A 22,728-nucleotide genomic window follows, 5' to 3' on the forward strand; every position below is an offset into this window, starting at 1 on the left:
AGTACACCGCATCGGCGGCGGCCGCGATGCGGGTGGTGAACTCGGCATCGGTGGCGTCCCCGCCCACGACCGTGGCGCCGCGGATCCGGCCGCGCCCGCTGCGATTGACCGCCATCACGTCGTGACCGTCGGCAACGAGTTGCTCGGCGACGAGCCGGCCGATCTGCCCGGTGCCGAAGACGACGTGGCGGCTCATGATGCGCTCCTGACGGACGTGCGAACAAGGGTGAGCGGGAGGACAAGGGTGGCGGCAGTGACGCTGACGGCGCCGATCGCGCCGAACACGGTGAACTGGTTGTCGACCTGCACGCCGGCGACGGTGATCAGGGCCCAGGCGAGCGCCCAGCAGGCGGCCAGGAAGAGCGGCCAGGCCAGGGCGAGCCGGGGTCGACGACGGCGGAGCACCACACCCTGCGCCGCGCCCACGGCCAGCCCGGACAGCGCCCCCTCGATCATCAGGGACGTCAGATCGGTGGCGAAACCGACGGCGGTCGCGCCGATTCCAAGGCCAACGGCCAGACCGCCGGCGGTGGCCGCGATCCATCCGGCCGGGTTCGTCATCAGCCTGCCGAGGCCGAGGACCTGGGCAGTACCCAGCACCGCACCGGTGATCAGCCCGCCGGCGAGGGCGGCGGTGAGGCTGTCCACCCGTCCGACGGTGAGCATGGCGGCCAGGCCACCGAGCGGGAAGCCGACGAAGGTGATCATCCACCGGGCCGCGACGATCCATCGATTGGACCGGAGATCGGGGTGTTCGCGAGTATCCATCATGCACGCTCCTCGGTGGCCGCAGGATCCGCGATCCAGGCGGCCAGCTCGTGGTCGGGGTAGTCGGCCAGGTGGTCTCGGGCCAGGGCATCGAGCAACTCGGCGTCGCCGCCGAGGCGGGCGGCAGCCAGCGCGACCAGTTGGCGGTCGCGGGTGGTGGTGGCGCATCGCTGCGCCCGGTCGAGCGCCGGAGTTGTCCGGCCGGCCAGGATCGCGGCATCTCGGCCGGCGCATCGGCGTCGTGGCACAGGAGCCGGCGGACCAGCTCCGCGGACCGCGCGTCGGTAGCTTCCGCATCGGCGACCAGTCGATCGGTGGCCTGTCGATCGGCAGCCTGTCGATCGTGGGCTTGTTCGGGCATGGGATAACGATCGGCCGCACCGCTGATGCGGCGCTGACGTCCGGCTGACGGGGCGTACTGACGCGTCCTGACGGCCCGCCCCGGTTGATCACAGGGTTCGGCCGTCAGGCCACGGATCAGCTGGAGGACAGCAGGGCCCAGGCCCGGCGGGCATCCCGCCGGTCGACGTCGGCCAGCCGGTAGGACGTCAGCGGCATCAGCTCGTCCGCCGTCGCCAGGATCCGGCGAGCCTGCGCCGGGTCGCCGGCCACCGCCCGCAGTGCGGCGGTCGCGTCCAACGCCAGCACCTGGGCGTCGACATCGCCCTCGCTGCGTGCGGTGTCGAGCAACTCGGCCAGCCGCTCCGGCGCGCCGGCGAGGCCGTCCTCGGCATCGGTGGCGGCCAACGTCACCGCGGCCAGCGACGCCTCGTCACCGCCGCCGGACTCCCGGAACCACCGGTCCGCGGCCAGCAATTCGGTCCGGGCGCCGGCCCGGTCACCCAGGGCCAGCCGGACCCGCGCCAGCCGGATGCGGGACAGGGCCAGTGCCCGCATCAGCCCGACACCCTCGATGATCGCGATGCCCCGTTCGAGCGCGGCCGCGGCGCCGGCGTCGTCCCCGGCGAGTTGCCGGACCCGTCCGAGGTTGGCCAGATGGAATCCCTCGGCCGCGAAAGCGGTTGCCCGGTGCGCGCTGTCGGCCGCGGCCTGGAGGTGGCGGCCGGCGGCGGACAGCCGGTGATCGGCCCGGGCCACCTCGCCCAGGATGGACTCGACATGGCTCACGAGCCAGTCGTCACCCAATGCCCCGAGCAACGGGCCGGCCTGCCCGCACGCGGCCGCCGCCCGCGCCGGTTCGCCCGCGGCGAGGGCTGCGTAACCGGCGAGGACGGCACCCAGGGCCAGGTCCCAGTCCGGGGCGCGGCCGAGCGCCGTCACGCGCCACCGGTCCAGCAGGTGGAGGGCCTCGGGCGCGCGCCCGGCGTGGATCAGGGCGAAGGCCAGCGCGAACCGGCCGACGGTGCGCGCGGCGTCGTCGCCCGCCAGGTCGGCCAGCGCGACCGCCCGCTCCGACTCGGCCAGGGCCCGGCCGACGTCACCGCCGACCTCGTTCCAGCCGGCCAGGGCCAGCGCCGTGGCCCGGTCGCCGGCCGGCGCGCCTTCTCCCGTTGCGGCGACGGCTCGGCGGAGTCGTTCGGCGGCTCCCACGCCCTCGCCGAGCACCACCCAGGCCCAGCCGAAGCTCACCGCGATCCGCAGCCCGGCCGCCGGATCCCGCAGTGCCGCCCACCACAGGGCCGCGTCGATGTTGGCCCGCTCGTCCCGCGCCACCCCGAGGTGGAGGGACTGCCGGGGACCCCGGAGCTCGACGGCGGCAATGCGGGCGGCCCCGGTGAACCAGTTCAGGTGCGCGTCACGAACTGCGTCGACCATGCCGGCCTCGGTCTGCCGGTCCAGGGCGTACGCGCGGACGCTCTCCAGCAACCGGTACCGCACCGCGCCGCCCGTCCCGACGTCGACCACGACCATGGATCGATCAGCCAGCCGATCGACCACGTCCAACGTCGCAGGCTCCGGCACGCCGACGGCGCTCGCCACGGAGACCACCGCGGCGAGCGGGGCCCCGCCGGTGAACCCGGCGATGGCCCAGAGGACCCGCTGGTCGTCCGGGAAGAGCAGGTCGTAGCTCCACGAGATGGCCGCGGCCAGCCCTCGATGCCGGTCCGGCCGGCGCCCCGACGGGTCGCTGAGCAGCGCGAACCGGTCGTCGAGCCGGTGCGCGATTTCCTGGACGGACAGGGCCTTCGTGCGCGCGGCCGCCAGTTCGATGGCCAGCGGGATCCGGTCGAGGGCGTCGCACAGGTCGCGGGCGGCATCGACCGCGTCCGGATCGAACGCGGACGAGCGGCGCCGCCGCGCGGACTGCCGGACGAACAGCGCGACCGCGTCGTCCGTGGAGAGCGGCTCGACGGCCAACAGGATCTCGCCGGCCAGGTCCAGCGGCACCTGGCTGGTCGTCAGGATCCGCAGGCCGGCCGCCGCGGCGAGCAGCCGGTCCACCAGGTCGGCGGCGGCGTCCACCACGTGCTCACAGTTGTCCAGCACGACCAGCGCGTCGGTGCCGCGGAACCGTTCGGCGACGGACTCCCACGTGGGGCCGACCATCGACAGGGCCTCGCCCACCGCCGCCAGGACCGTCGCCGGGTCCGCGGCGTGTTCCAGCCGGACCAGCCAGCACCCGCCGGGTGCCGGATGCCGCCGGGCCGCCTCGACGGCCAGGCTGGTCTTCCCGACCCCGGCCGGCCCGACCAGCGTGACCAACCGATGCCGCGGCAGCGTTGCGGCCAGCTCGCCCAGGTCGGTGTCGCGGCCGAGCAGTTCGACGGCCAACCCCGGCAGGTTGCCGGCCCGGATCGGCAGTTCGACCGTGGGCCGGTCCGGCATGGCGGCGGCAGGCCGGACCGGGACGCGGATCGGGGCCAGGGTCGGGTCACCGGCGAGCACGCGGCGCTCCAGCTCCTGCAGCTCCGGCCCGGGGTCGATGCCGAGCTCGTCGGCGAGGTGGCTCTTGATCCGCCGGTAGGCGGCCAGCGCATCGGCCTGCCGGCCGTCCCGATACAGGGCGGTCATCAGCATCGCCCAGAGCCGCTCCCGCAACGGATGGGCCTCGACGAGTTCGCCGAGCTCGCCGACCAGGTCACCGGCCGCCCCGAGTTCGAGGCGGGCGGCCGCCCGGTCCTCGATCAGTCCGAGACGGGTCTGCTCGAGGCGGGCCCGGACCGGATCGGCCCATGCGGCGCCCCCGGCGGTCACCAGGATCGGGCCGTCGAACATTTCCAGGGCCCGGTCGCAGTCGTCGACGCACGCCCGCGCGTCTCCCGTCGCGAGGTGGGCGCGGGCCGCCGCGGCCAGCCTCGCCACCTCCAACGCATCGACTCGCTCGGGATCGATTCGCAGCACGTAGCCACCACCGACCTCGGCGAGCAAGTCCCGGCCGTCCAACGCCCGCCGAAGTTGGGAAACCTTGGCCTGCAAAGTGTTCCGCGACGGCGACGACGGTGTCGACCACAGGTCGGACAGCAGCCGGTCCGCGGCGACGACCGTGCCGGCGGCCACCGCGAGCCGGACCAGCAACTCGCTGGCCTTGCCGGCCGGCACCCGGCGCAGCTCGCCGTCCCGGCGCAGCTGGAGCTGACCAAGCACCGCCACGGTGAGCACGGCGTCATTGTCGCAGGTCACGGCATCGAATGCGCCCTGGTGGCGGCCGGCCGGAGCGACGCCGATCATGGGAGGATCGTCCGCCGCTGCCGAGAGGTGCTCCCGTTGACCGCATCGCACCGCACCGCGCCGGCCGGGGAGCCGCGCCCCGACTCCCCCCGGTCCACGACGCGCACCGCTGTCCGCACCGCGGCCCTGGTGTTCCGGGCGGTGCTGGCGGGGCTCGCCTGGTGGGGACTGATCGGGGCGCTGGACGGAGATCTGGCCCAGCTGAAGTACTTCTCGCAGGTCACCACGCTCACCGTGGCGTTGACGGCCACGCTGTCGGTGGTCGTGACGGCGACCGCCGCCGACGTCGCCTCACCCCGCTGGGCAGCGGCGGTGGCCTGGTGCCGGGGCGCGTCCACCACCTACGCGACGGTGACTGCGGTGATCTACCAGACCCTGCTCTCCGGCGATCTGTCGCGGACGTCGAGTCTGTTGGAGCACGCGGTGGTGCCCGCCCTGGCCGTCATCGACTGGGTGGTGTTCGGGCCCGGCCTGGTCGGGCGCCGGCAGGTGTGGTGGCTGCCGCTGACCTGGCTGGTCCTACCGATCGGGTACCTGGGCATCTACTACAACGTCCGCGACCGCTCCGGCCGGGCGCTCTACCCGTTCCTGGATCCCGCTGCCGGCGGCCGGTTCTGGACGTGGGTCGGCATCATGCTGGCCGTCTTCGCCGTCGTCGCATTCCTGGTCTGGGGAGTCGGGCTGCTCCGATCGCGGTGGCGCCGGTGACGGTCCCCGGGGTGACGGTGACCGGCCCGCCGACGGTGCTGCCGGCACGCTACGACGTCACCGGGCTGGCCGCCGACTCGGTGGCGTGGGCGGCGTCCGGGGCGGCCGAACTGCTCGCGGCGCGCAACGCGGAGCCGCCGCGGGCGGTGTCGGTGGATCGGGTCGCTGCGTGCGCGGCGTTCGCCGGCGAGCGACTGGCGCAGCCGATCGGCTGGGCGCTGCCACCGATGTGGGATCCGTTGGCCGGCGACTACCTCGCGGCGGACGGCTGGGTGCGGCTGCACACCAACTACCCGCATCACCGGGCGGCCGTCCTGGCCGGTCTCGGCCTGCCGCCCGAATGCGCGTCGCGGGATGTGGTGGCCACGGCGGTGGCGGTTCGCCCGGCCGACGCCGTGGAGTCGGCGGTGGTCGCCGCCGGCGGACCGGCCGCCGCGCTGCACCCGCCGGCGGCCTGGGCTGCCGCCACCGTCCGGGAGGGGACGACGGTGGAACCTGCCCCGGCCGTGAGGTTGACCCTCCGACCGGATTCCTCGCCGTTCACCGGAGTCCGGGTGCTCGACCTGACCCGGGTCATCGCCGGGCCGGTCGCCACCCGCTATCTCGCGGCCCATGGCGCGGACGTCCTGCGGATCGACCCGCCCGGCTTTCCGGAGGTGCCTGCGTTGGTGCCGGAGGTCACCCCGGGCAAGCGGTGCGCCTTCCTGGACCTGCACGCGGACCGCGGCGCCTTCCTGCGGCTCGTGCGACAGGCTCATGTGCTGGTGTGCGGACTCCGCTCCGGAGCGCTGGAGGGCCTCGGACTGTCCGTGGCGGCGTTGCGCGCGGTCAATCCCGGGCTGGTCACCGCCCGGCTCAATGCCTACGGGTGGCACGGGCCCTGGACCGGTCGCCGCGGATTCGACAGCCTGGTCCAGATGAGCTGCGGCATCGCCTATCTCGACGCGTATTCGGCACCGTCGCCGCTACCCGTGCAAGCCCTGGACCATGCCACCGGCTACCTGCTGGCCGGCTGGATCGGCCGTGCGCTCGCCGAACAGCTGCGTTCCGGGCACCCGGCCGACATCCGGACGTCGCTGACGGCCACCGCCGAGGCCTTGTCCGGTCGGGCTCGGCCCACGGTCGCCGCGGGCGCCGCGGGCGAGATCGAGTGGCCGGACTCGGTCTTCGAGACGGCCGACACCTCGTGGGGCCCGATCCGGCGAGTCCGGGTGCCCGGCACGATCGAGGGCGTGACGCCCCGCTGGACGGTGGACGCCGGGCCGCTCGGCAGGCACCCGCCGTCGTTCGGCTGAGTCGGTTCTCGACGCCGGCCCGATCGGCGAATCGGTGCGAGGGACCGGACATTGCGGCAGCTGACGGTCAGGGTCCGCGCCCGGCCCGTTGCGGAGAAATCTCCCCACTCACGGCCGGCCCGGCGGCCCGGCGATCGTCACCGAGCGATCCTCACCCGACCACGCCCCGATGACCTGCGCCTGTTCACGCGGGCTCAACCCCGACCACAACGGCCGCGTGTGGAAGCTGAATCGAGCCACTTCGGCGGCCCACGTCTGATATGGCCGCGCGGGCCGGGGAAGACCGACGGCTGAGTCCGCGGCGGCCGCCAATCCGTCCAGCAGTCGGGACCAGGTCCCACAGGTCGGGCACCGGCCCGTCCCGCCGTCGCCGTGCGACGCCTGATGTTGAGCCGCGGCAGCGGCCAGCACCTCCAGCAGCGGATCGTCCGGGCCGGCATCGAGCACCGCGGCCAGGGCAGTCGACGCCACCGAGGGTGCCCCGACGACCAAGGCCAACAGCACCGCCGCCGATCGGTAGGGGTCGCTGCGCCGGGAGGCCGCGAACGCGCCGAGTTCGTGGGGCGGCACCCCGATCCGGATCAGCCGATACAAGTTGATCAGCTTCTTCGCCGCTCGCGGGGTGGTGGTCAGCGGACCCATCTCGGCCAGGAACTCCCGCTCATGCGCATGCATCTGCAGACTCGCGGGCCGCAGTTCGCGCCGGTCGGCCGCCGCCGGGCGGACGTCGGCCGGGCGGACGTCGGCCGGGCGGACGTCGGCCGGGCGGACGTCGGCCGGGTCCGGCCGCGCGGCCCCATCAGCCGGACGGTTCCGGGCCGCCCCGTCCGCCGGGCTCTGCTGGTCGCCGCCCCGGAAGTCCATCGGCGTACGAACAGGTGGGGATCCGGCGACGGTCCCGGCGTCCGGTTGATCACCCATCCGAACGGCACCGAGCGGCTCCGGAAGCAACGACAGGACGTACGAACGGGCACCGACGGCGTCCATCGCCCGGAGGGCAAACGGGATCTGAAAGATCTTGTCGAGATAGTCCATCGGGTCGTGGTCGGCCCCTGAGCCGGCCCGGGACGATCCGAACAACGCCTCGTCGTGAACATCCAGCGACCGGCGCAACCACCGCGCATCCACCCCGACCACGACGACGAACAGCGGCAGGGCGAGCAGCAGGTGGACCGCCGCCAGGACGTCGACCACTCGAGCGGGCGGGCACCGGTCCAGATCGTCGACGTACAGCACGACACGCTGCACCGGTGGCTCGCCATGCCGATCACCGTCCCACTGCGCACCGGCCCGCCGGATCAGCCGGTCGAGTTGCTCGAGGTGCCCGTGCACCTCCCCGACAATCCCCTGGTGCCGGGCCAGGCCCGCGCCGTCGGCGTGCGTCGCGACGAATCGAGAAAGGGCGTCGATCGCGTCGACCTGGGCGAGTTGTTCGCCCAGGTCCTGCTCCTGACCCTGCCGTTGCTCCAACCGACTCCGAAGGTCGGCACGCAGCCCGTCGGCGTGATCGCGGACGAGCCCGTAACCCTTCACCGCGACGGCCCCGGCGGACACCGCCGCAGCGGAACCGAGCGCTGCCAGCCACTGCCCGACCACCGCAAACCGGTCCGCCGTCAACCACCACACGACAGCACCGACGCCGACCACGGCCAACGCCAGGACGAGCGCGGCGCGGCTGCGTTGCGCATCGCGCCACCACTGGGCGCCGGTCGCGAGGTAGGTGCGCAGGATGCCCACCGGTGATCCGGCTGCCGAGAACCGTCCGGTGGCGGATGCGGAGTCGTCCATTCTTCGCAGCGCGCCGCGCAGCCGCTGCTGATCGGCCCGGTTGTCCGCGAGCCGGCGACGCAACTCAACCCGCCGGGCCCGGGCCTCATCGGGATCGGGCGCAGCGGGACCGCTGGCCTGCAGATCGCCGAAGATCTTGCCGATCATGCCCGTCCAGACATGGTCGTCGCTGTAGTGCCAGGCGTTGAAGCTCACCTGACGCACGTTGACCAGAAACGCACTGTCGCCGTTGTTGTTCCGCGATTGTCCGACGAGTCGATCGATCTCCTGACGCATCTGGATCATGAAGCTGGATTTCCCGCCTCCCCAGTCCGCCAGCAGGGCGATCGACAGCGGCGGGACCGTTGAGGATGCGGCGACGACAGCGGCCATCCGCGCCACCTCTGGCGCGACCCCCAGCCGGTCGACGGAACTGGGTGCGTCGCTCACCGGATCGGCGAGCATGCTGGGCCGCGCGGTACCGACGAGTTCGGTACCGGCCGTCTGTTGCCCGGTGCGCAGACTCCACACCCGGATGGTGCCGTCGGAACCGGCACTCACGAGCGTCGTCCCGTCCGGCGTGACGGCGATGGATCGGACCGGCCGGGTGTGACCGCGGAGCACCAGCCGGGACTCTCCGGCGCGGTGGTCCCAGAGCCGGACCGTCCCGTCCTCGCCCGCGCTGATCACCTGATCGCCGTCCGAGGTCAGGATGACGGCAGTGACCGGGCCGACGTGACCGCGCAGCACCGCGACGGGATCCTCGCGCTCGATGTCCCAGAGCCGGACCGTTCCGTCGTCACCCGCGCTCGCCGCGCGAGATCCGTCCGGGGCTACCGCAACCGCCCGAACCGTCGCCACATGGCCGCGCCACCATTCGACTCGAGCGGACGGAAACACTCCCACCAGTCCGTCATCGCCGCCGCTCACGACGGTGGCCCGATGCGGCATCGGCGCCTCACCGACCGCTGCGACCGCCCGGGCGGCGCCGCGGTGGCTCAACAGGGCCGACCCGGCCCCACCGGCCGGTCCATGCCAGACGCGGACGGTTCCGCCGTCGCAGGCGCCGACCACCGAGTCGCCGTCCGCGCTCACCGCCACCGCCCATACCGGACCGTCGTCGACCGTGAAGGACCCGAGCAACTCGCCGGTCCAGCGATCCCACGTGGCCACCGAACGATCGAGCGCCGTCGTGCAGAAGCGGTCCCCGTCGGGCGCCACCGCCACCGACTGCACCCCGCGCCCCGGCCGGCCGACCGTCAGGAGTTCGGATCCGGTCTGCAGGTTCCAGACTCGTGCGGTTCCGTCCGACCCGCCGGTGAGCACCGCGCGACCGTCCGGAGTGACGGCGACCGCAGTGACGGGCCCGAGATGGCCGGTCAACCGCAGTCGCGCGGCACCGTCAGCGGCGTCCCAGGTGCAGACCGTGCCGTCGGCCCCGGCCGTGGCCAGCCAGCTGCCGTCGGGGGCGACCGCGACCGACCAGAACGGCCCGCCGGATCGCAGGCTGAACTGCACCTCGCCATCGCGCGCAAAGTCCCACATCAATGCCGTTCCGTCCGCACCGGCGCTGACGAATCTGCGCCCGTCCGGCGTCACCGCCAAAGACTGCACCGGCAGCGCATGCGCCGACGCGGCAAAGCTCTGTTCGCTGGTGGTCCGATCCCACGAGTAGACCTCGGCGTCGCCGCCGGCGAGGATCTGCCGCCCATCGGGTGTCACCGCGATGGACCGGATGATGCCGGTCGGAGGGCGCAGGGTGAGCCGCGGCACTCCGGTCATCCCGTCCACCGACCGGATCGTCCCATCGTCGCCGGCGCTGATCAGATCAGCGCCGTCCGGGGTGAAGGTCAACGCCCAGATCGGCATGGCATCCCAGGACTGGCTTCGCACCAATTCGCCGGTGGAGGCGTCCCAGACACAGACACGCCCATCGGCGCCGGCACTGGCAATCCGCGCCCCATCGGGTGCAACGGCAACCGCCAGGACATGGCCGCGATGCCCGCTGAGCACGAGCACCTCGGCGCCCGAGCCGACGTCCCAGATGCGAGCCGTTCCGTCGTCGCTGCCGCTGACCACCACCCGCGGGTCACGACCGCCGGCAAGGCAGGTGACGCGATCGGCGTGCCCCGTCAGGACAAGTTCGGCTTCGCCGGTGGTCGCGCCCCACGTGCGGACCGTGCCGTCGACGCCGCCGCTGACCAACCGTTCGCCATCCGACGTGATGGTGACGGCCGCGACTGCGCCAGGATGCCCCGCGAACGGACCGCGCAACCGCACCGGTGATTCTCCGGAGCTCGACGAGGCCGGTTCGGACGGCATCTATCCCCCAACGATGTTCAACGATCTCCGATCATCGTCGGTGGAAAGGGGCAGATCAGCGAGTCGGGGTGGGCAGCTCGAGGTCACGCCGAGAGCAGCCGGGGCCGGGCGAGCCGGGCGGCCGCGTCGCGGAGCGCGGCGATCACCGTGTCGCGTTCCTGCGCCGCCCCGGTGGGATGCACGATCGAGACTCCGAGGCCGAAGGACGGACTGCCCGGGATCAGGACGGCGATGCCGAGCACCGTCGAGTGGACCTCGCCTTCGTCGAGGGCGTACCCGCGCTCACGGGTGGCGGCGAGTTTGGCCTGTAGCTGGGCGATCGTGGCGGTGGAGCGTTCGGTGAAGCCGGCGAACTCGCGCGGGTCCCAGTACAGCGCGGCGACCCGCTCAGGGGTGAGCTCGGACAGCAGCGCGGTGCCCACCGCCGTGGCGGACGCCGGGTACCGGTCCCCCACGCTGGCCGAGAGCGGGAACCGCTCCCGGCCCTCGTGCACCGCCAGGTACAGCACCCGGGCGCCGTCGAGCATGGCGATCTGCACCAGCTGGCGGCGCAGCACCTCGGATTCCTCGCAGACCCGGTAGAACTCGCGGATCTGGTCGAATCCGGAGAGGTAGGCGCTGCCCAGCTCCACGGTGCGCCGGCCCAGCAGGTACCCGGCCGTGGTCCGGCGGACCAGACCGCCCTCCTCCAGCGCCGCGCACAGGTTGGACACCGACGACTTGGCCAGACCGAGGGTGCGAGCGATCTCGGACAGCGTCAGCGTCTGGCCGGGCTGGTCGGCCAGCAGGTCCAGGATGCGGATCGAACGGGTGACGGCGGGCGCGCCGCCCACCCGGTCGGGCTCGGTCATCGGAGGATCCTCCCCGCTGTCGGGGCGGGTTCGCCGAACGGGCCGGTGCGTCGATCCCGGCCCGCGGAACATCCGCCCGTCCCAGCCCGGCGCAGGTTCCGCAGGCAACCGGCGGCAGCGCGCATCAGTAGAACTCGACGGTGTTGACCCGGTTGATCAGCTCGCGACCGTCCAGGAACCGGGTCGCGTTGCGGGCGAAGAGCCGCGCGATGAGCCGGTCCTCCGCCGAGTTGAGGGCGGCCGTGTGCGGGCTGACGAGCACCCGCGGATCGTGCCACAGCGGGCTGTCGGCCGGCAGCGGCTCGACCGCGAACACGTCGAGGGCGGCAAAGCCGATCCGACCGTCGGCCAGGGCCTCGATCATCGCGTCCTGGTCGATGACGGTCCCGCGGCCGACGCTGACGATCGTCACGCCCGGCTTGACCTTGGCGAACACCTCGCGGCTGACCAGTCCCTCGGTCGTGGCGGTGCCGGGCAGGCTGACCACGATGCCGTCGACGTCACCGACCGCGTCCACAAGCTCGTCCGGGTGCACGACCCGGTCCACGCCGTCGACCGGGTCGGGGTGCCGGCTGGTGCCGATCACGGTGGCGCCCAACGCCTGGAGCTTGACCGCGGTGGCCCGGCCGATGCTGCCCAGGCCGACCAGCAGGATTCGTTGCTGGGACAGCAGGCCCATTTCCCAGCGGCCGGTCCAATCCGCCTTCTCCTGTTGCTGCTGAAGGCGCGGCAGCGTCTTGGCCCCGGCGAGGAGTCCGAACACGGCGTACTCGGCGAGCGGTTCGGCGTGCACCCCGGCCGAGGTACTGAAGGCGATGCGCTCGAGTGCGTCGGCGGCCAGGCCGGCCGACTTGACCTGGGCGCCGCCGCCGGCGGGCATGGTGTGCACCCACCGCAGCCCCGGGTTGGCGGCGACCGTCCTGGTCAGTTCGGCCGGCGTCTCGTCGGGGACGCCGTACAGCACCTCGGCGGAGTCGACCAGGGCGTCGAAGGCGGCCTGCTGCTCGGGGGTGCGGCGGAAGTCGGGGTCGCCGCCGTGATCGCCCGGAAAGCGTTGCGGCTTGAGCAGGCTCTGGTCGCGGATGAAGTCGATCCGCGGTTCCGCGGCGACGATCTCGGCGATCAGTTCCTCGCTGATCGGGGTCGCTGCCACCACGCGCAACCGGCCGTGCCCGGCCGGGCCATGTGTTGCCGTCATTGGCGTTCCTCTCCTCGGTGTCTCGCCGAATCGTAGTACTTGTTCAGTCCCTTGAACAGGGTCCCGAGTAATGCGATGTCCAACGTTGTCATCACGACTACAGCGAGTCGCAGCCCTTCACTCGATCAGAGTATTGAACCCTGCTCGCATCGGATTCATAGTATTAATACATCCAGCGAGGAGCGCCTCGCATACGATTCCTTCGCAGTCAGTGCGGACCGCCGGGCTCGAGTCCATCCTGGTGAACACGCTGATCCGGAGCCCTCCCTGTCAGGAGCCACACCATGGCTGAGCACCCGAACGCACCCGCCCCGGGGGTCCGCGGCAGTGACGATCCCGTCTACGCCGCCAATCTCAAGCGGGCCACCCTGGCCGCTTCGGTCGGCAGCGCCCTGGAGTACTACGACTTCGCGCTGTACTCCTTGGCGTCGGCCCTGATCTTCGGCAAGATCTTCTTCCCCGGGCTGGGCGACGCCGCCGGCACGGTCGCGTCCCTGGCGACGCTGGCCATCGGTTTCCTGGCCCGCCCGATCGGTGGCCTGTTCTTCGGCACCCTGGGCGACAAGTTGGGCCGCAAGTGGGTCCTGATGATCACCATCGCCCTGATGGGCGGGGCGTCCACGCTGATCGGCGTACTGCCAACGGCCGACGCGATCGGCGTCTGGGCACCGATCCTGCTGATCCTGCTGCGCATCTGCCAGGGCTTCGGGGCCGGCGCCGAGCAGGCCGGCGCAACGACGCTGATGGCCGAGTACTCCCCCACCCGGCGCCGGGGTTACTACTCCGCGCTGCCGTTCGTCGGGATCATGCTCGGCACGCTGCTGGCCTCCGCGGTGTTCGTCGGCCTGGGCCAGGTGCCCACCGAGGCGCTGCTCGGCTGGGTCTGGCGGATCCCGTTCCTGGCATCGATCTTTCTGATCCTGGTCGCCGTCTTCATCCGGATGAAGATGGAAGAGAGCCCCACCTTCGTGAAGCTGGAGAAGCAGGAACAGGTTTCTGAGCACCCGCTGGGTGACGTGTTCCGCACCTCCGCGCCGAGCATCCTGCGCGGCATCGGGCTGCGGATGGCCGAGAACGGCGGCTCGTACATCTACCAGACTCTGGCCATCACCTACGTCAGCAAGCTCGGCGTGCAGACCTCGGTCGGACCGCTGGCGGTCGCCGTCGGCGCCATCCTCGGCCTGGTCACCATCCCGCTGTCCGGTGCACTGTCCGACAAGTACGGCCGGATGAAGATCTACCGCATCGGCGCCATCGTCCAGCTGGCGCTGGCCCTCGTCGCCTGGCCGTTGCTATCCACCGGGAACGCCGCCGTCACCGTCGTGGTCATTGCCATCTCCTACGGCGTCGGCGTCAACATCATGCTCGGTGCGCAGTGCGCCGCCCTGCCCGAGCTGTTCGGCTCGCGGCACCGCTACATCGGGGTGGCCGTGGCCCGGGAGTTCTCCGCGATCATCGCCGGTGGCATCGCCCCGTTCGTCGGCGCGCTGCTGCTGGGCTGGTTCAGCAATTCCTGGATCCCGCTCGCCATCTACGTGATCGTGCTGACCTGCATCACCCTGTACACCACGTTCATCACCCCGGAGACCCGGTCCCGCGACCTCACCCTGCTCGGCGACGCCCTGCGGGATTCGCCGGAGCAGGTGGCGCAGCGGCCCGCGCCACTGGTTGCCTCGTTGCGCGGCACCGAGGCCGACAACGCCCGCCCGGTCTCGGTCTGACGCCATGCGCCTCGCCCGCCTGGCCACCGCTGCCGGCCCCCGTCCCGTCCTGGCCGACGGGGATCACTGGGCCGAGATCGCCGACCCGTTCGCCGCTGTCCCGGTGCCGACCGGGGTCCGGCACCCGATGGCCGGCGCATCGCTTCTCGCCCCGGTCCAGCCGCTGGTGGTGCTGGGCATGGCGCACAACGGCGCCCCCGGTGACCGCGAGCTGCCCCGGCAGGCGTTCGTCAAGTCGCCCCGGACGGTCGTCGGCCCGGGCGAGAACATCGTCGTCGAAGACGCTCTCGGCCAGGTCAACGTCGAATGCGAGCTGGCCGTGGTGATCCGGCGCACCTGCCGGCACCTGACGGCCGCTGAGGTGCCCTCGGTGATCCTCGGCTACACCGTCGGCAACGACGTCACCGCGGTCGACCAGATCCCGCTCGACGAGAAGATGACCCAGTCCAAGCACGGCGACGGATTCACCCCGCTCGGACCCTGGGTCGAGACCTCCCTCGACCCATCCGATGTCGCGATGAGCGTGCGGGTGGGCGGGGAGGTGGTGGCCACCGGCAGCACGGCCGGGCTGGCCTGGGACATCACCGAGCAGCTGGTGTACCTGACCCGCTACCTGACCCTCGGCCCCGGTGATGTCGTGCTCACCGGGGCGCCCGGTACGTTCGCCCCGGTCAAACCCGGTGACATCGCGGCGGTCTCGCTGGCCGGCATCGGCACCCTGAGCAACCCAGTCGTCTCGAGAGGACCATCGCGGTGACGCTTTTCGACCTGACCGGCCGGGTCGCGCTGGTGACCGGGTCCAGCCGCGGTATCGGGCTGGCCATCGCGACCGGCCTGCTCAAGGCGGGTGCGCACGTCGTACTCAACGGGATGAACCCGGACCGGCTGTCCCGCGCTCGGGACGGGCTGGCGCGGGAGTTCGGCGGGCGGGCGGTGGCCGCCGAGGCGTTCGACGTCACCGCGCCGGAGCAGGTGGCCGCCGGGATAGGCGCGGTCGAGAACGGGGTCGGTCCGATCGAGATCCTGGTCAACAACGCCGGTCTGCAGCATCGCGAGCCGCTGCTGGAGGTCAGCCTGGAGAACTGGAACCGGGTCATCAGCACCGACCTGACCAGCGCGTTCCTGGTCGGCCGCGAGGTGGCCCGGCACCAGTTGGCCCGCGGCCACGGCAAGATCATCAACATCTGCTCGGTACAGACCGAACTGGCCCGCCCGTCGATCGCCGCGTACACCGCGGCCAAGGGTGGCCTGCGGAACCTGACCCGGGCGATGACCGCCGAGTGGGCCGCCGGCGGGTTGCAGATCAATGGGATCGCGCCCGGCTACATCCACACCGAGATGACGCAGTCGCTGGTCGACGACGAGGCGTTCAACGACTGGATCCTGGGCCGCACCCCGGCCGCGCGCTGGGGCAGCCCGGACGACCTGGTCGGGCCGGCGGTCTTCCTCGCCTCGAACGCGTCGGACTACGTCAACGGGCAGGTGCTGTTCATCGACGGCGGGATGACCGCGGTCGTCTGAACTGGCCTACCCCTCTCGCTGTTGATCATGGGATGCCGGCCGTTTCACGGCAACCAGAACGGCCGCCGGCCCATGATCAACACGGTTGGGGGGGCCGGGGGTCAGGCCCACCGGCCAGGGGCGGCAGGCCGGGTCGAACAGATCGGCGACCGCGACCAGCGCCGCCGTGACGGTCGGCCGCTCCCCGACCTCCGCGGTCATCGCGGCCAGCACGTCCAGCAGGGCCCGCGCGCCCGGGTCGTCGGCCAGATCGGGTCGAGCCTCGAGCACATCGCCCGCGGTGCAGGTGGTCTCGGCCTGCGGTGAGCCGGCGAGCGACGCGAGCACGGTGGCGCCGACGCCGAAGACGTCCATCGCCGCCGAGATCGGTCGACACTCCTCCATCTCCGGGGCGGCGAAGCCCGGCGTGCCGACCGGGTGCCCGGCCGGTTGGCGGCGGCCGAGCGGCCGGGCCGAACCGAAATCCAGCAGCACCGGCCGGCCGGCCCGGACCAGCACGTTCTCCGGCTTGACGTCGAGGTGAGCCAGCCCGCGGCCGTGCAGGGCCCGCACCGCGGCGAGCAGCTCGACGGTGACCAGTGCGGCGGTCCCGATGTCGAACGGAGCCAGCTCGTCCAGCGCCTCACCGACCACGAACTCGGTGATGACGTAGGGGGTCTCGACGTCCAGGTCGGCGGCCAACAGGCGGGGCAGAGCCGGGTGCGGGTTGCCGTCCAGCGCCGCCACCTCCCGGGTCAGGGATTGCGGCCGCCGGCCGGGACGACCCAGCTTGACCAACGCGGGGCACCACAACGGACGGGACCAGCCCAACCACGTCTCGCATCGGGCCCCGACCGCGATCCGCTCGATCGCGGTCACCCCGGCGACCAGGTCGGCCCCGTCGGCCACCAGCCAGATCGGTGACCCGTCCAGCTCATCCGTGCCGACCTCGTGCATCTCACATCTCCTCAAGAATCCTCGTCGGGTGGGTGTTGTCCGGCCGGCGGGCAGTGTGCCGCCGGCCGGACAGCCCCCGACCGACGGCTCGGTCAGCCGCGGGTGCGGGTGCGGGTCCCGGTGCGGGTCCGGGTCCGGCTGCGGCCCCGGTGGTTCAGACCACCGGCGGTCCAGATGCTGGTCACGATCATTGCGTTCACCTCCTCGGCGGTACCGGATTCTGGTTGTCGCGGGCGACGACTCAGCCGCGGGTGCGGGTCCGGGTTCCGGTGCGGGTCCGGGTCCGGCTGCGTCCCCGGTGGTTCAGACCACCGGCGGTCCAGGTGCTCGTGACGATCATTGCGTTCACCTCCGTTCCAGCGTCAGGGTCGGGTGCTCATCCCCGGACGGGGCGAGATCGGTTCGCGGGTCGCGGATGTCGACCACACGGTCGGCGATCCGGGCGACCCGCTCGTCATGGGTGACGATCAGGGCGGTGCGGCCCCGACGGCTGGCGACGACCGCGGCCAGGACCGCGTCGGCCGAGGCGGGATCGAGCGCCGCGGTGGGCTCGTCGAGCAGCAGCAGCGATGCCCCGGAGACGGCGGCGCGGGCCAGTGCGATCCGTCGCCGTTGCCCGCCGGACAGCCGCACCCCGTCCTCGCCGAGCGGGGTGTCCCAGCCGAGCGGCAGCCGGTCGATGAACTCGTCGACGTGCGCGATCCGGCCGGCCTCGAGCACCTCGGCCCGGGTGGCCGTCCGGGAGCCGAACGCGATGTTCGTCGCGATGGTCGCGTCCAGCAGCCACGGGTCCTGTGGGACGAACGCGATCCGCTCCCGCAGGGCGCCCTGCAGCACGGTGCGCACGTCCCGGCCGTCGATCAGCACCGCGCCGGTATCCGGGTCGTAGAGCCGCAGCAGCAGGTTCAGCACAGTGCTCTTGCCGGCGCCGCTCGGGCCGATCAGGCAGACCAGCTCACCGGGCGACAGATGCAGGTCGAAGTGCCGCAGCACCGGCTGGCCGGGTTCGTAGGCGAAGCTGACGTCCCGCAGCTCCACCCGACGGATCGGCGGAACCGTTGTCGCGCCGGCGGTGTCCAGCACCGCGAGATCGCAGTCGAGCACCTCGGCGATCCGCGCCGCGCTGGCCGATGCCTTGGCCAGCACGCCGGACAACCGGGTCAGCGACCGCACCGGCGAGTACAGCTGCCGCAGGTACGACGTCGCCACCAGCAGCGCACCGACGGCCAGCCCGCCCGAGAGCACCTGCCACCCACCGACGACCAGCACCAGCCCGGTACCGACCGCGAGCACCGCGTCGGACAGCGGCAGCCAGCGGCTCTGCACGCCGACCGCCGCCACCTCGATATCGGCGACCGTCTCGCTGCGGCGGCGGAACGCCGCGGATGCGTTCGCGGTCCGGCCGAACGCCTGCACCGCCCGGACGTTGCGCAGCAGGTCGGTGGCGGCCGCGGTGAGCCGTCCCGATTCGGTCCGGGCCCGCTGATGCGCCGACCGGACCCGACGGCGTTGCCGGACGGAGAGCACCGCAAGCAGGGGCACCACCGTCAGCCCGATCGCCGCCAGGCCGGGATCGACGAGCAGGAGCAACGACAGCGACCCGACCAGCAACAGCACGTCGGCCAGCGCGCCGGCGCACAGCGCGACCAGGGCATCGAGCACCCGGCCGACGTCGGTGGTCAGGCGGGAGACCAGCTCGCCGGTCGGTTGACCGTCGTGCCAGCGCAGCGACCGGGTCAGGCTGTGGTCGAACATCCGCTGGCGCAGCAACGCCCCGCAGCGCTCGGCCGAGCCCTCGGCCAACCGCTCGCCGGCCATGTCCAGCAGGCCGGCGCCCAGGCTGACCACGATCAGCACCAGCCCACACCCGGCGACGACCAGCCGCGGGTCGACGCCGGCGATCGGGCCCGGCGCCGTCCCCGACGTCACCGTCTCGACCGCGACCGCCAGCGGCCACGGCTGGGCCAGCGTCAGGCCGATGCGCAGCACCGACACCAGCGCCGCCAGCGCCAGGGGCGCGGCGGTGACGCGGGCCGGGGCGGCGAGCACGGTCGCCAGGTCGGAGCGGAACATGCCGATGACGATGCTCGGGCCACGGTCGGGGCCGCCATTGACCGATGGTCGTAGCACCCTCGTCCGATCCGCGGCGGCGGCACCGCTGGTTACCATCCGAACCATGTCAACCGCGGCTCGGACCACCGCGCCGCTGCCCGCGGCCGCTGCGCGCAAACCCGTCTCGATGGCCGGCCAGCTGGCCCGGTTTGCCGGCGCGGGGCTGCTGGTCTCGGTGATCCTGGCCGTCCTGCTCGCCGTGCTGTCCCGCCAAGCGGGCACCGATCAGGCGGAACAGGCGGCCCGCCAGGTGACCTGGCTGACGGCCAAGGGCATCGTCGAACCGCGCCTGACGCCGGCGGTCCTGGCCGGCGACCCCGCCGCCCTGGAGGAGTTCAACGCGGCGATGAACTCCTACGTGACCCAGGGCTCCCTGGTCCGGGTGAAGCTCTGGGACGCAACCGGCCGGATCGTGTACTCGAACGAGGGCCGGTTGATCGGGCAGACCTTCCCGCTCGGCGAGGAGGAACAGCAGGCACTGGCGACCGGGGGCACCAACTCCGAGATCAGCGACCTGAACAAGCCGGAGAACGGGTACGAGGCCGGTTTCGGCACCCTGCTGGAGGTCTACACCGGCATCACCGGTCCGGCGGGGCAACCGCTGCTGTTCGAGGCGTACTTCCTGTACGACTCGGTGACCGAGGCCGGCCAGGCCCAGTGGCAGACCTTCGCGCCGGCCGCGCTCGGTGCGCTGCTGGTGCTCGAACTGGTGCAGATCCCGTTCGCCTGGTCGTTGGCCCGCCGGGTGCAACGTCAGCAGCAGGACGCGGAACGGCTGCTGCGCCAGGCGATCGACGCGTCCGACGACGAACGACGCCGCATCGCGGCCGATCTGCACGACGGCGTCGTGCAGCAGCTGGCTGGTCTGACCTTCACCCTGGACGCAGCCCGGCTCGGCGCACCGGATCCCGCCCGGGATCGGGAGCTGCTGGCCGAGGCGGCCGGCCAGCTGCGCCGGACCACCGGCGAGATGCGCTCCCTGCTCGTCGACATCTACCCACCCGACCTGGCCACCGAGGGGCTCGGCGCGGCGCTGGTCGAGTTGGCCGGCGCGGTCGAAAGGGACGGTGTGCACGTCGATCTGGATGTCGACGAGGCCGACGGGCTGCCGCTGCCGGCGTCCTCGGTGCTGTTCCGGGCCGCGCAGGAGATCCTGCGGAACGTGGGATCGCACAGTCGCGCTCGGCAGGTCAGCGTCGCGGTGCGGCGGGCGGGTGGGTCGGCGACCCTGATCATCGACGACGACGGCCGCGGCTTCGACGAAGCCGAGTTGCCGGAACGGCAGCGGGCCGGACACGTCGGTCTGCGATCGCTCGGTGACCTGGTCCGGGACAGCGGTGGCCGGCTCACCGTGCGGTCCGCGCCCGGGCAGGGCACCCGGGTCGACGTGCAGGTGCCGGCATGATCCGGGTGCTGGTGGTCGACGACCATGCGATCGTGCGGCGCGGCCTGGCCGACCTGCTCCGCACGACCGACGATCTGGACGTGGCCGGGACCGCCGCTGACGGCGACGAGGCGGTCGCGCTGGCCGCGGACCTGGCCCCCGACGTCGTGCTGATGGACCTGTCCATGCCCGGCACCGACGGCATCACCGCGACGGCGCGGATCCTGGCCGCCCGGCCGGAGGTGAACGTGCTGGTGCTGACCTCGTTGGGCGATCAGCAGTCCATCAACGGCGCCCTGGAGGCGGGGGCCCGCGGATACCTGCTCAAACACAGCGAGCCGGAGACGATCCTGGCCGCCATCCGCGAGGTGTGCACCGGCGGGTCGCCGCTGGACCCCAAGGCCGCCCGGGTGCTGCTGGACAGCCGCCGGGCCCACGCCGACAACCGGCGGGAGAGCCCGCTCACCGCGCGCGAGGAACAGGTGCTGCGGATGGTCGCCGACGGGCTGGCCAACAAGATGATCGCGCGCCGTCTCGGCATCACCGAACGGACCGTCAAGGCCCACCTGACCAGCGTCTACCAGCGGATCGGAGTCGCCGACCGGACGCAAGCGGCGCTGTGGGTGGAACGGAACCGCCGGTTCTGACCCCGTCCGGCGCGCACCCGGCGCGCGCTGCGGCCCGGGGTACTAGTACCACCGTCCGATGGTGGACGAGGGGGTCGCGGCGCCACCATGGACCGGTGGACGAATTCGACGAGCGCGGCCGGCCGGTCGTGTATTCGGTGGCGGCGCCGCCACCCCCACCGGCTCGACGGTGGCGCACGGTCGGCGGGATCGCCGCCGCCGTCGTCGTCGCCGGGGTGGTGCTCGGAGGCACCGTTGCGCTCGCCGCACCGTCGACGCCGTCGGGCACCTCGGAGTCGCCGCCGCCGCTCTGGTTCACCCCGCCGTCCGTGGATCCCTCCCCGACCACGCTGCCGCCGTCGGCCGACGAGTCGTCCCCGGGGGTGCCGCCGACCTCGACCGGACCGGTCGTCGACGACCACGGTGGGGATCGACCGGAGCCGTCGTCGGACGACTCACCGGGATCGTCGGGCTCGTCGGACGGGTCGACCCAGGGCCCTCCGGGCGTCGGCGCGGCCCCGACGACCGACGACCACGGTGGCGACGGCGCGGCCACCCGCCTGACGGAGGGTCGCGACGACTCAGGCGGTTCGGGTCCGGGATCGGGCGACTCGGGCTCGGACGGCTCCGACTCCGGCTCCGGGTCGGGCTCGGGCCGGGGCGGCTCGGGCCGGGGCGGCTCGGGCCGCGGTTCCGACGACGGCTGAACCCGCCGGGCTCTGACCCGCATGACCGCCTCGAACCTCGGCCCCGGCCGCCCGGGCCTCAGCTCCCGGCCGAACAGTGGGGGATTCAGCCGCGGGCGAGCAACGAGGGCAGCGGCCCCGGCAGCGAGGCATGGCCGGCTTCACCCTCGTCGTGGATCTCCCGGATCGCGGTCGCCGTCTCGGCCACGATCGCCCGCATCGCCTCCTCGGCCCCCTCGGGGTCCCCGGCCTGGATGCTGGATGCGACGACCCCGTGCAGGCGCACCGCCTCGGGTTCGGCGACGTGCGGCATCAGCGCGTGCCGGGTGCGCCCGGCGAGCACCTCGGCCACCACCTCGGAGAGCCCGGCCAGCATCGGATTGCCCGACGCCAGCAGCAGGGTCCGGTGGAAGTCGATGTCGTGACCGAGGTATTCGGCGTGATCGGCCGCCTTCGCTCTCGCCGACATACCGATGACCGCCGCGGTGAGCGCCCCGCACTGTGCCGGCGTGGCCCGGATGGCGGCGAGCTTGGCGGCCAGCGGCTCGACGGCGGACCGCAGCTCGGACAGGTACTGCAGATGGTCGAGCCGGTCCCGGCTGGCCAGGCGCCACCGGATGATGTTGGGATCGAACGGGTTCCACCTGTCCTGCGGCAGGACGGTGATGCCAACCCGGCGGCGCACGGTGATCAGGCCCATCGACTCGAGCACGCGGACGGCTTCGCGGACGACCGTCCGGGAGACGCCCAGCTGCTCGGCCGCCTCCTCGGCGACGATCCGGCTGCCCGGCGGCAGTGCCCCGGAGACGATGTCCCACCCCCACCGCTGAACCACGGAGTCGTGCAGCTGTTGGGGTTCTTCCGGGCCTCCGAGCATGTGATCAGTATGCCCGCTCCGGTGTTCACGTGGATCATCACACTCGTCGGTGGTAAGTATTTGTATGTTTTATTGCCTCTAGCCCTTGCACTCATACGTTGTATGTGTCATCGTCGACTCACTCTGATGAGGCCGTCAGCGCCTCTCGACCGTGACCGATGATCGATCCCGAACCCCGGAGGCCCGATGTCCGTGCCGTTTCTGATGGCCGCTCCTGATCCGGTGGTGCCGACCGGGTCGAACGCGCAGTTGGTCGTGGCCGCGTTGGGTGGGATCGCGGTGATCGTGCTGCTGATCACGTATTTCAAGTTGCATGCGTTCCTGGC

19 protein-coding genes and 1 pseudogene are annotated in these 22,728 nt (G+C 72.5%); 10 read left to right on the plus strand and 10 right to left on the minus strand.

The features are described 5' to 3' along the window. The 3 genes from ACILSK_RS24430 to ACILSK_RS24440 form a co-directional block, all read right to left on the minus strand. The coding region (locus ACILSK_RS24430) for an NAD(P)H-binding protein (RefSeq protein WP_395729792.1) at nt 1-196 on the minus strand (196 nt) is incomplete at its 3' end. Further along, nucleotides 193-771, minus strand: a complete 579-nt coding sequence (locus tag ACILSK_RS24435; protein WP_395729793.1) for a hypothetical protein — start codon at nt 769-771, stop codon at nt 193-195. The genes ACILSK_RS24430 and ACILSK_RS24435, both read right to left, overlap by 4 nt. Then, nucleotides 768-1,016, minus strand: coding sequence for a hypothetical protein (locus tag ACILSK_RS24440; protein WP_395729794.1), 249 nt, complete (start codon nt 1,014-1,016; stop codon nt 768-770). The genes ACILSK_RS24435 and ACILSK_RS24440 overlap by 4 nt, the downstream gene beginning before the upstream one ends. Between ACILSK_RS24440 and ACILSK_RS24445 the strand changes: the two genes are divergently transcribed. Then, nucleotides 1,010-1,177 carry a hypothetical protein gene (locus tag ACILSK_RS24445; RefSeq protein ID WP_395729795.1) on the plus strand — a complete coding sequence of 56 codons (168 nt, stop codon included), beginning with the start codon at nt 1,010-1,012 and terminating at the stop codon, nt 1,175-1,177. The genes ACILSK_RS24440 and ACILSK_RS24445 overlap by 7 nt on opposite strands. Before the next feature lie 68 nt (nt 1,178-1,245). On the opposite strand, the gene ACILSK_RS24450 is transcribed toward ACILSK_RS24445, so the two are convergent. Next, nucleotides 1,246-4,398: an AfsR/SARP family transcriptional regulator gene (locus tag ACILSK_RS24450; RefSeq protein WP_395729796.1), complete on the minus strand. Its 3,153-nt coding sequence runs from the start codon at nt 4,396-4,398 to the stop codon at nt 1,246-1,248. A gap of 36 nt (nt 4,399-4,434) precedes the next feature. Here ACILSK_RS24450 and ACILSK_RS24455 point away from each other — a divergent pair, with 36 nt between their 5' ends. Both ACILSK_RS24455 and ACILSK_RS24460 read left to right on the plus strand, forming a co-directional pair. Next, the gene (locus tag ACILSK_RS24455) at nt 4,435-5,106 is read left to right on the plus strand and encodes a Pr6Pr family membrane protein (protein WP_395729797.1); all 672 of its coding nucleotides are present in this window, start codon (nt 4,435-4,437) and stop codon (nt 5,104-5,106) included. Between the two features lie 11 nt (nt 5,107-5,117). Then, the gene (locus ACILSK_RS24460; RefSeq protein WP_395729798.1) at nt 5,118-6,401 is read left to right on the plus strand and encodes a CoA transferase; all 1,284 of its coding nucleotides are present in this window, start codon (nt 5,118-5,120) and stop codon (nt 6,399-6,401) included. A gap of 108 nt (nt 6,402-6,509) precedes the next feature. Here ACILSK_RS24460 and ACILSK_RS24465 read toward each other — a convergent pair whose 3' ends face one another. From ACILSK_RS24465 to ACILSK_RS24475, 3 genes are all read right to left on the minus strand, one after another. Further along, nucleotides 6,510-10,490: a P-loop NTPase fold protein gene (locus tag ACILSK_RS24465; protein ID WP_395729799.1), complete on the minus strand. Its 3,981-nt coding sequence runs from the start codon at nt 10,488-10,490 to the stop codon at nt 6,510-6,512. An 83-nt stretch (nt 10,491-10,573) separates the two neighbouring features. Then, a complete protein-coding gene (locus ACILSK_RS24470; RefSeq protein ID WP_395729800.1) occupies nt 10,574-11,341 on the minus strand; it encodes an IclR family transcriptional regulator in 768 nt (255 codons plus the stop codon). A gap of 124 nt (nt 11,342-11,465) precedes the next feature. Next, nucleotides 11,466-12,539, minus strand: coding sequence for a D-2-hydroxyacid dehydrogenase (locus tag ACILSK_RS24475; protein ID WP_395729801.1), 1,074 nt, complete (start codon nt 12,537-12,539; stop codon nt 11,466-11,468). Nucleotides 12,540-12,823: 284 nt separating this feature from the next. On the opposite strand from ACILSK_RS24475, the gene ACILSK_RS24480 reads away from it, so the two are divergent. Genes ACILSK_RS24480 through ACILSK_RS24490 form a run of 3 tightly spaced genes read left to right on the plus strand, consistent with a single transcriptional unit; the run spans nt 12,824 to nt 15,781 of the window. After that, entirely contained in the window at nt 12,824-14,260 is a 1,437-nt protein-coding gene (locus ACILSK_RS24480; protein WP_395729802.1) for an MFS transporter, read from the plus strand. A 4-nt stretch (nt 14,261-14,264) separates the two neighbouring features. After that, complete coding sequence (locus ACILSK_RS24485; RefSeq protein WP_395729803.1) at nt 14,265-15,017, plus strand: fumarylacetoacetate hydrolase family protein; 753 nt, start codon at nt 14,265-14,267, stop codon at nt 15,015-15,017. After that, complete coding sequence (locus tag ACILSK_RS24490) at nt 15,014-15,781, plus strand: SDR family oxidoreductase (protein ID WP_395729804.1); 768 nt, start codon at nt 15,014-15,016, stop codon at nt 15,779-15,781. Before ACILSK_RS24485 ends, ACILSK_RS24490 begins: the two co-directional genes overlap by 4 nt. A gap of 6 nt (nt 15,782-15,787) precedes the next feature. Here ACILSK_RS24490 and ACILSK_RS24495 read toward each other — a convergent pair whose 3' ends face one another. Then, a complete protein-coding gene (locus tag ACILSK_RS24495) occupies nt 15,788-16,717 on the minus strand; it encodes a protein kinase domain-containing protein (RefSeq protein ID WP_395729805.1) in 930 nt (309 codons plus the stop codon). A 345-nt stretch (nt 16,718-17,062) separates the two neighbouring features. Further along, entirely contained in the window at nt 17,063-18,790 is a 1,728-nt protein-coding gene (locus tag ACILSK_RS24500; RefSeq protein WP_395729806.1) for an ABC transporter ATP-binding protein, read from the minus strand. 103 nt (nt 18,791-18,893) lie between these two features. On the opposite strand from ACILSK_RS24500, the gene ACILSK_RS24505 reads away from it, so the two are divergent. The 3 genes from ACILSK_RS24505 to ACILSK_RS24515 all read left to right on the plus strand — a co-directional run bounded on the left by ACILSK_RS24505 (nt 18,894) and on the right by ACILSK_RS24515 (nt 21,546). Next, entirely contained in the window at nt 18,894-20,234 is a 1,341-nt protein-coding gene (locus tag ACILSK_RS24505; protein ID WP_395729807.1) for a sensor histidine kinase, read from the plus strand. Next, entirely contained in the window at nt 20,231-20,860 is a 630-nt protein-coding gene (locus ACILSK_RS24510; RefSeq protein WP_395729808.1) for a response regulator, read from the plus strand. The genes ACILSK_RS24505 and ACILSK_RS24510 overlap by 4 nt, the downstream gene beginning before the upstream one ends. A gap of 95 nt (nt 20,861-20,955) precedes the next feature. Then, nucleotides 20,956-21,546 carry a hypothetical protein gene (locus ACILSK_RS24515; protein ID WP_395729809.1) on the plus strand — a complete coding sequence of 197 codons (591 nt, stop codon included), beginning with the start codon at nt 20,956-20,958 and terminating at the stop codon, nt 21,544-21,546. An 85-nt stretch (nt 21,547-21,631) separates the two neighbouring features. Here ACILSK_RS24515 and ACILSK_RS24520 read toward each other — a convergent pair whose 3' ends face one another. Next, nucleotides 21,632-22,402 (minus strand): FadR/GntR family transcriptional regulator, encoded by a 771-nt coding sequence (locus ACILSK_RS24520; protein WP_395729810.1) that lies wholly within the window; start codon nt 22,400-22,402, stop codon nt 21,632-21,634. Between the two features lie 186 nt (nt 22,403-22,588). Between ACILSK_RS24520 and ACILSK_RS24525 the strand changes: the two are divergent. Beyond that, nucleotides 22,589-22,728, plus strand: a pseudogene (locus ACILSK_RS24525) (gluconate transporter); the annotation flags it as partial.

The sequence above is a fragment of the Nakamurella sp. genome (assembly GCF_044224575.1).
GTDB lineage: Bacteria > Actinomycetota > Actinomycetes > Mycobacteriales > Nakamurellaceae > Nakamurella.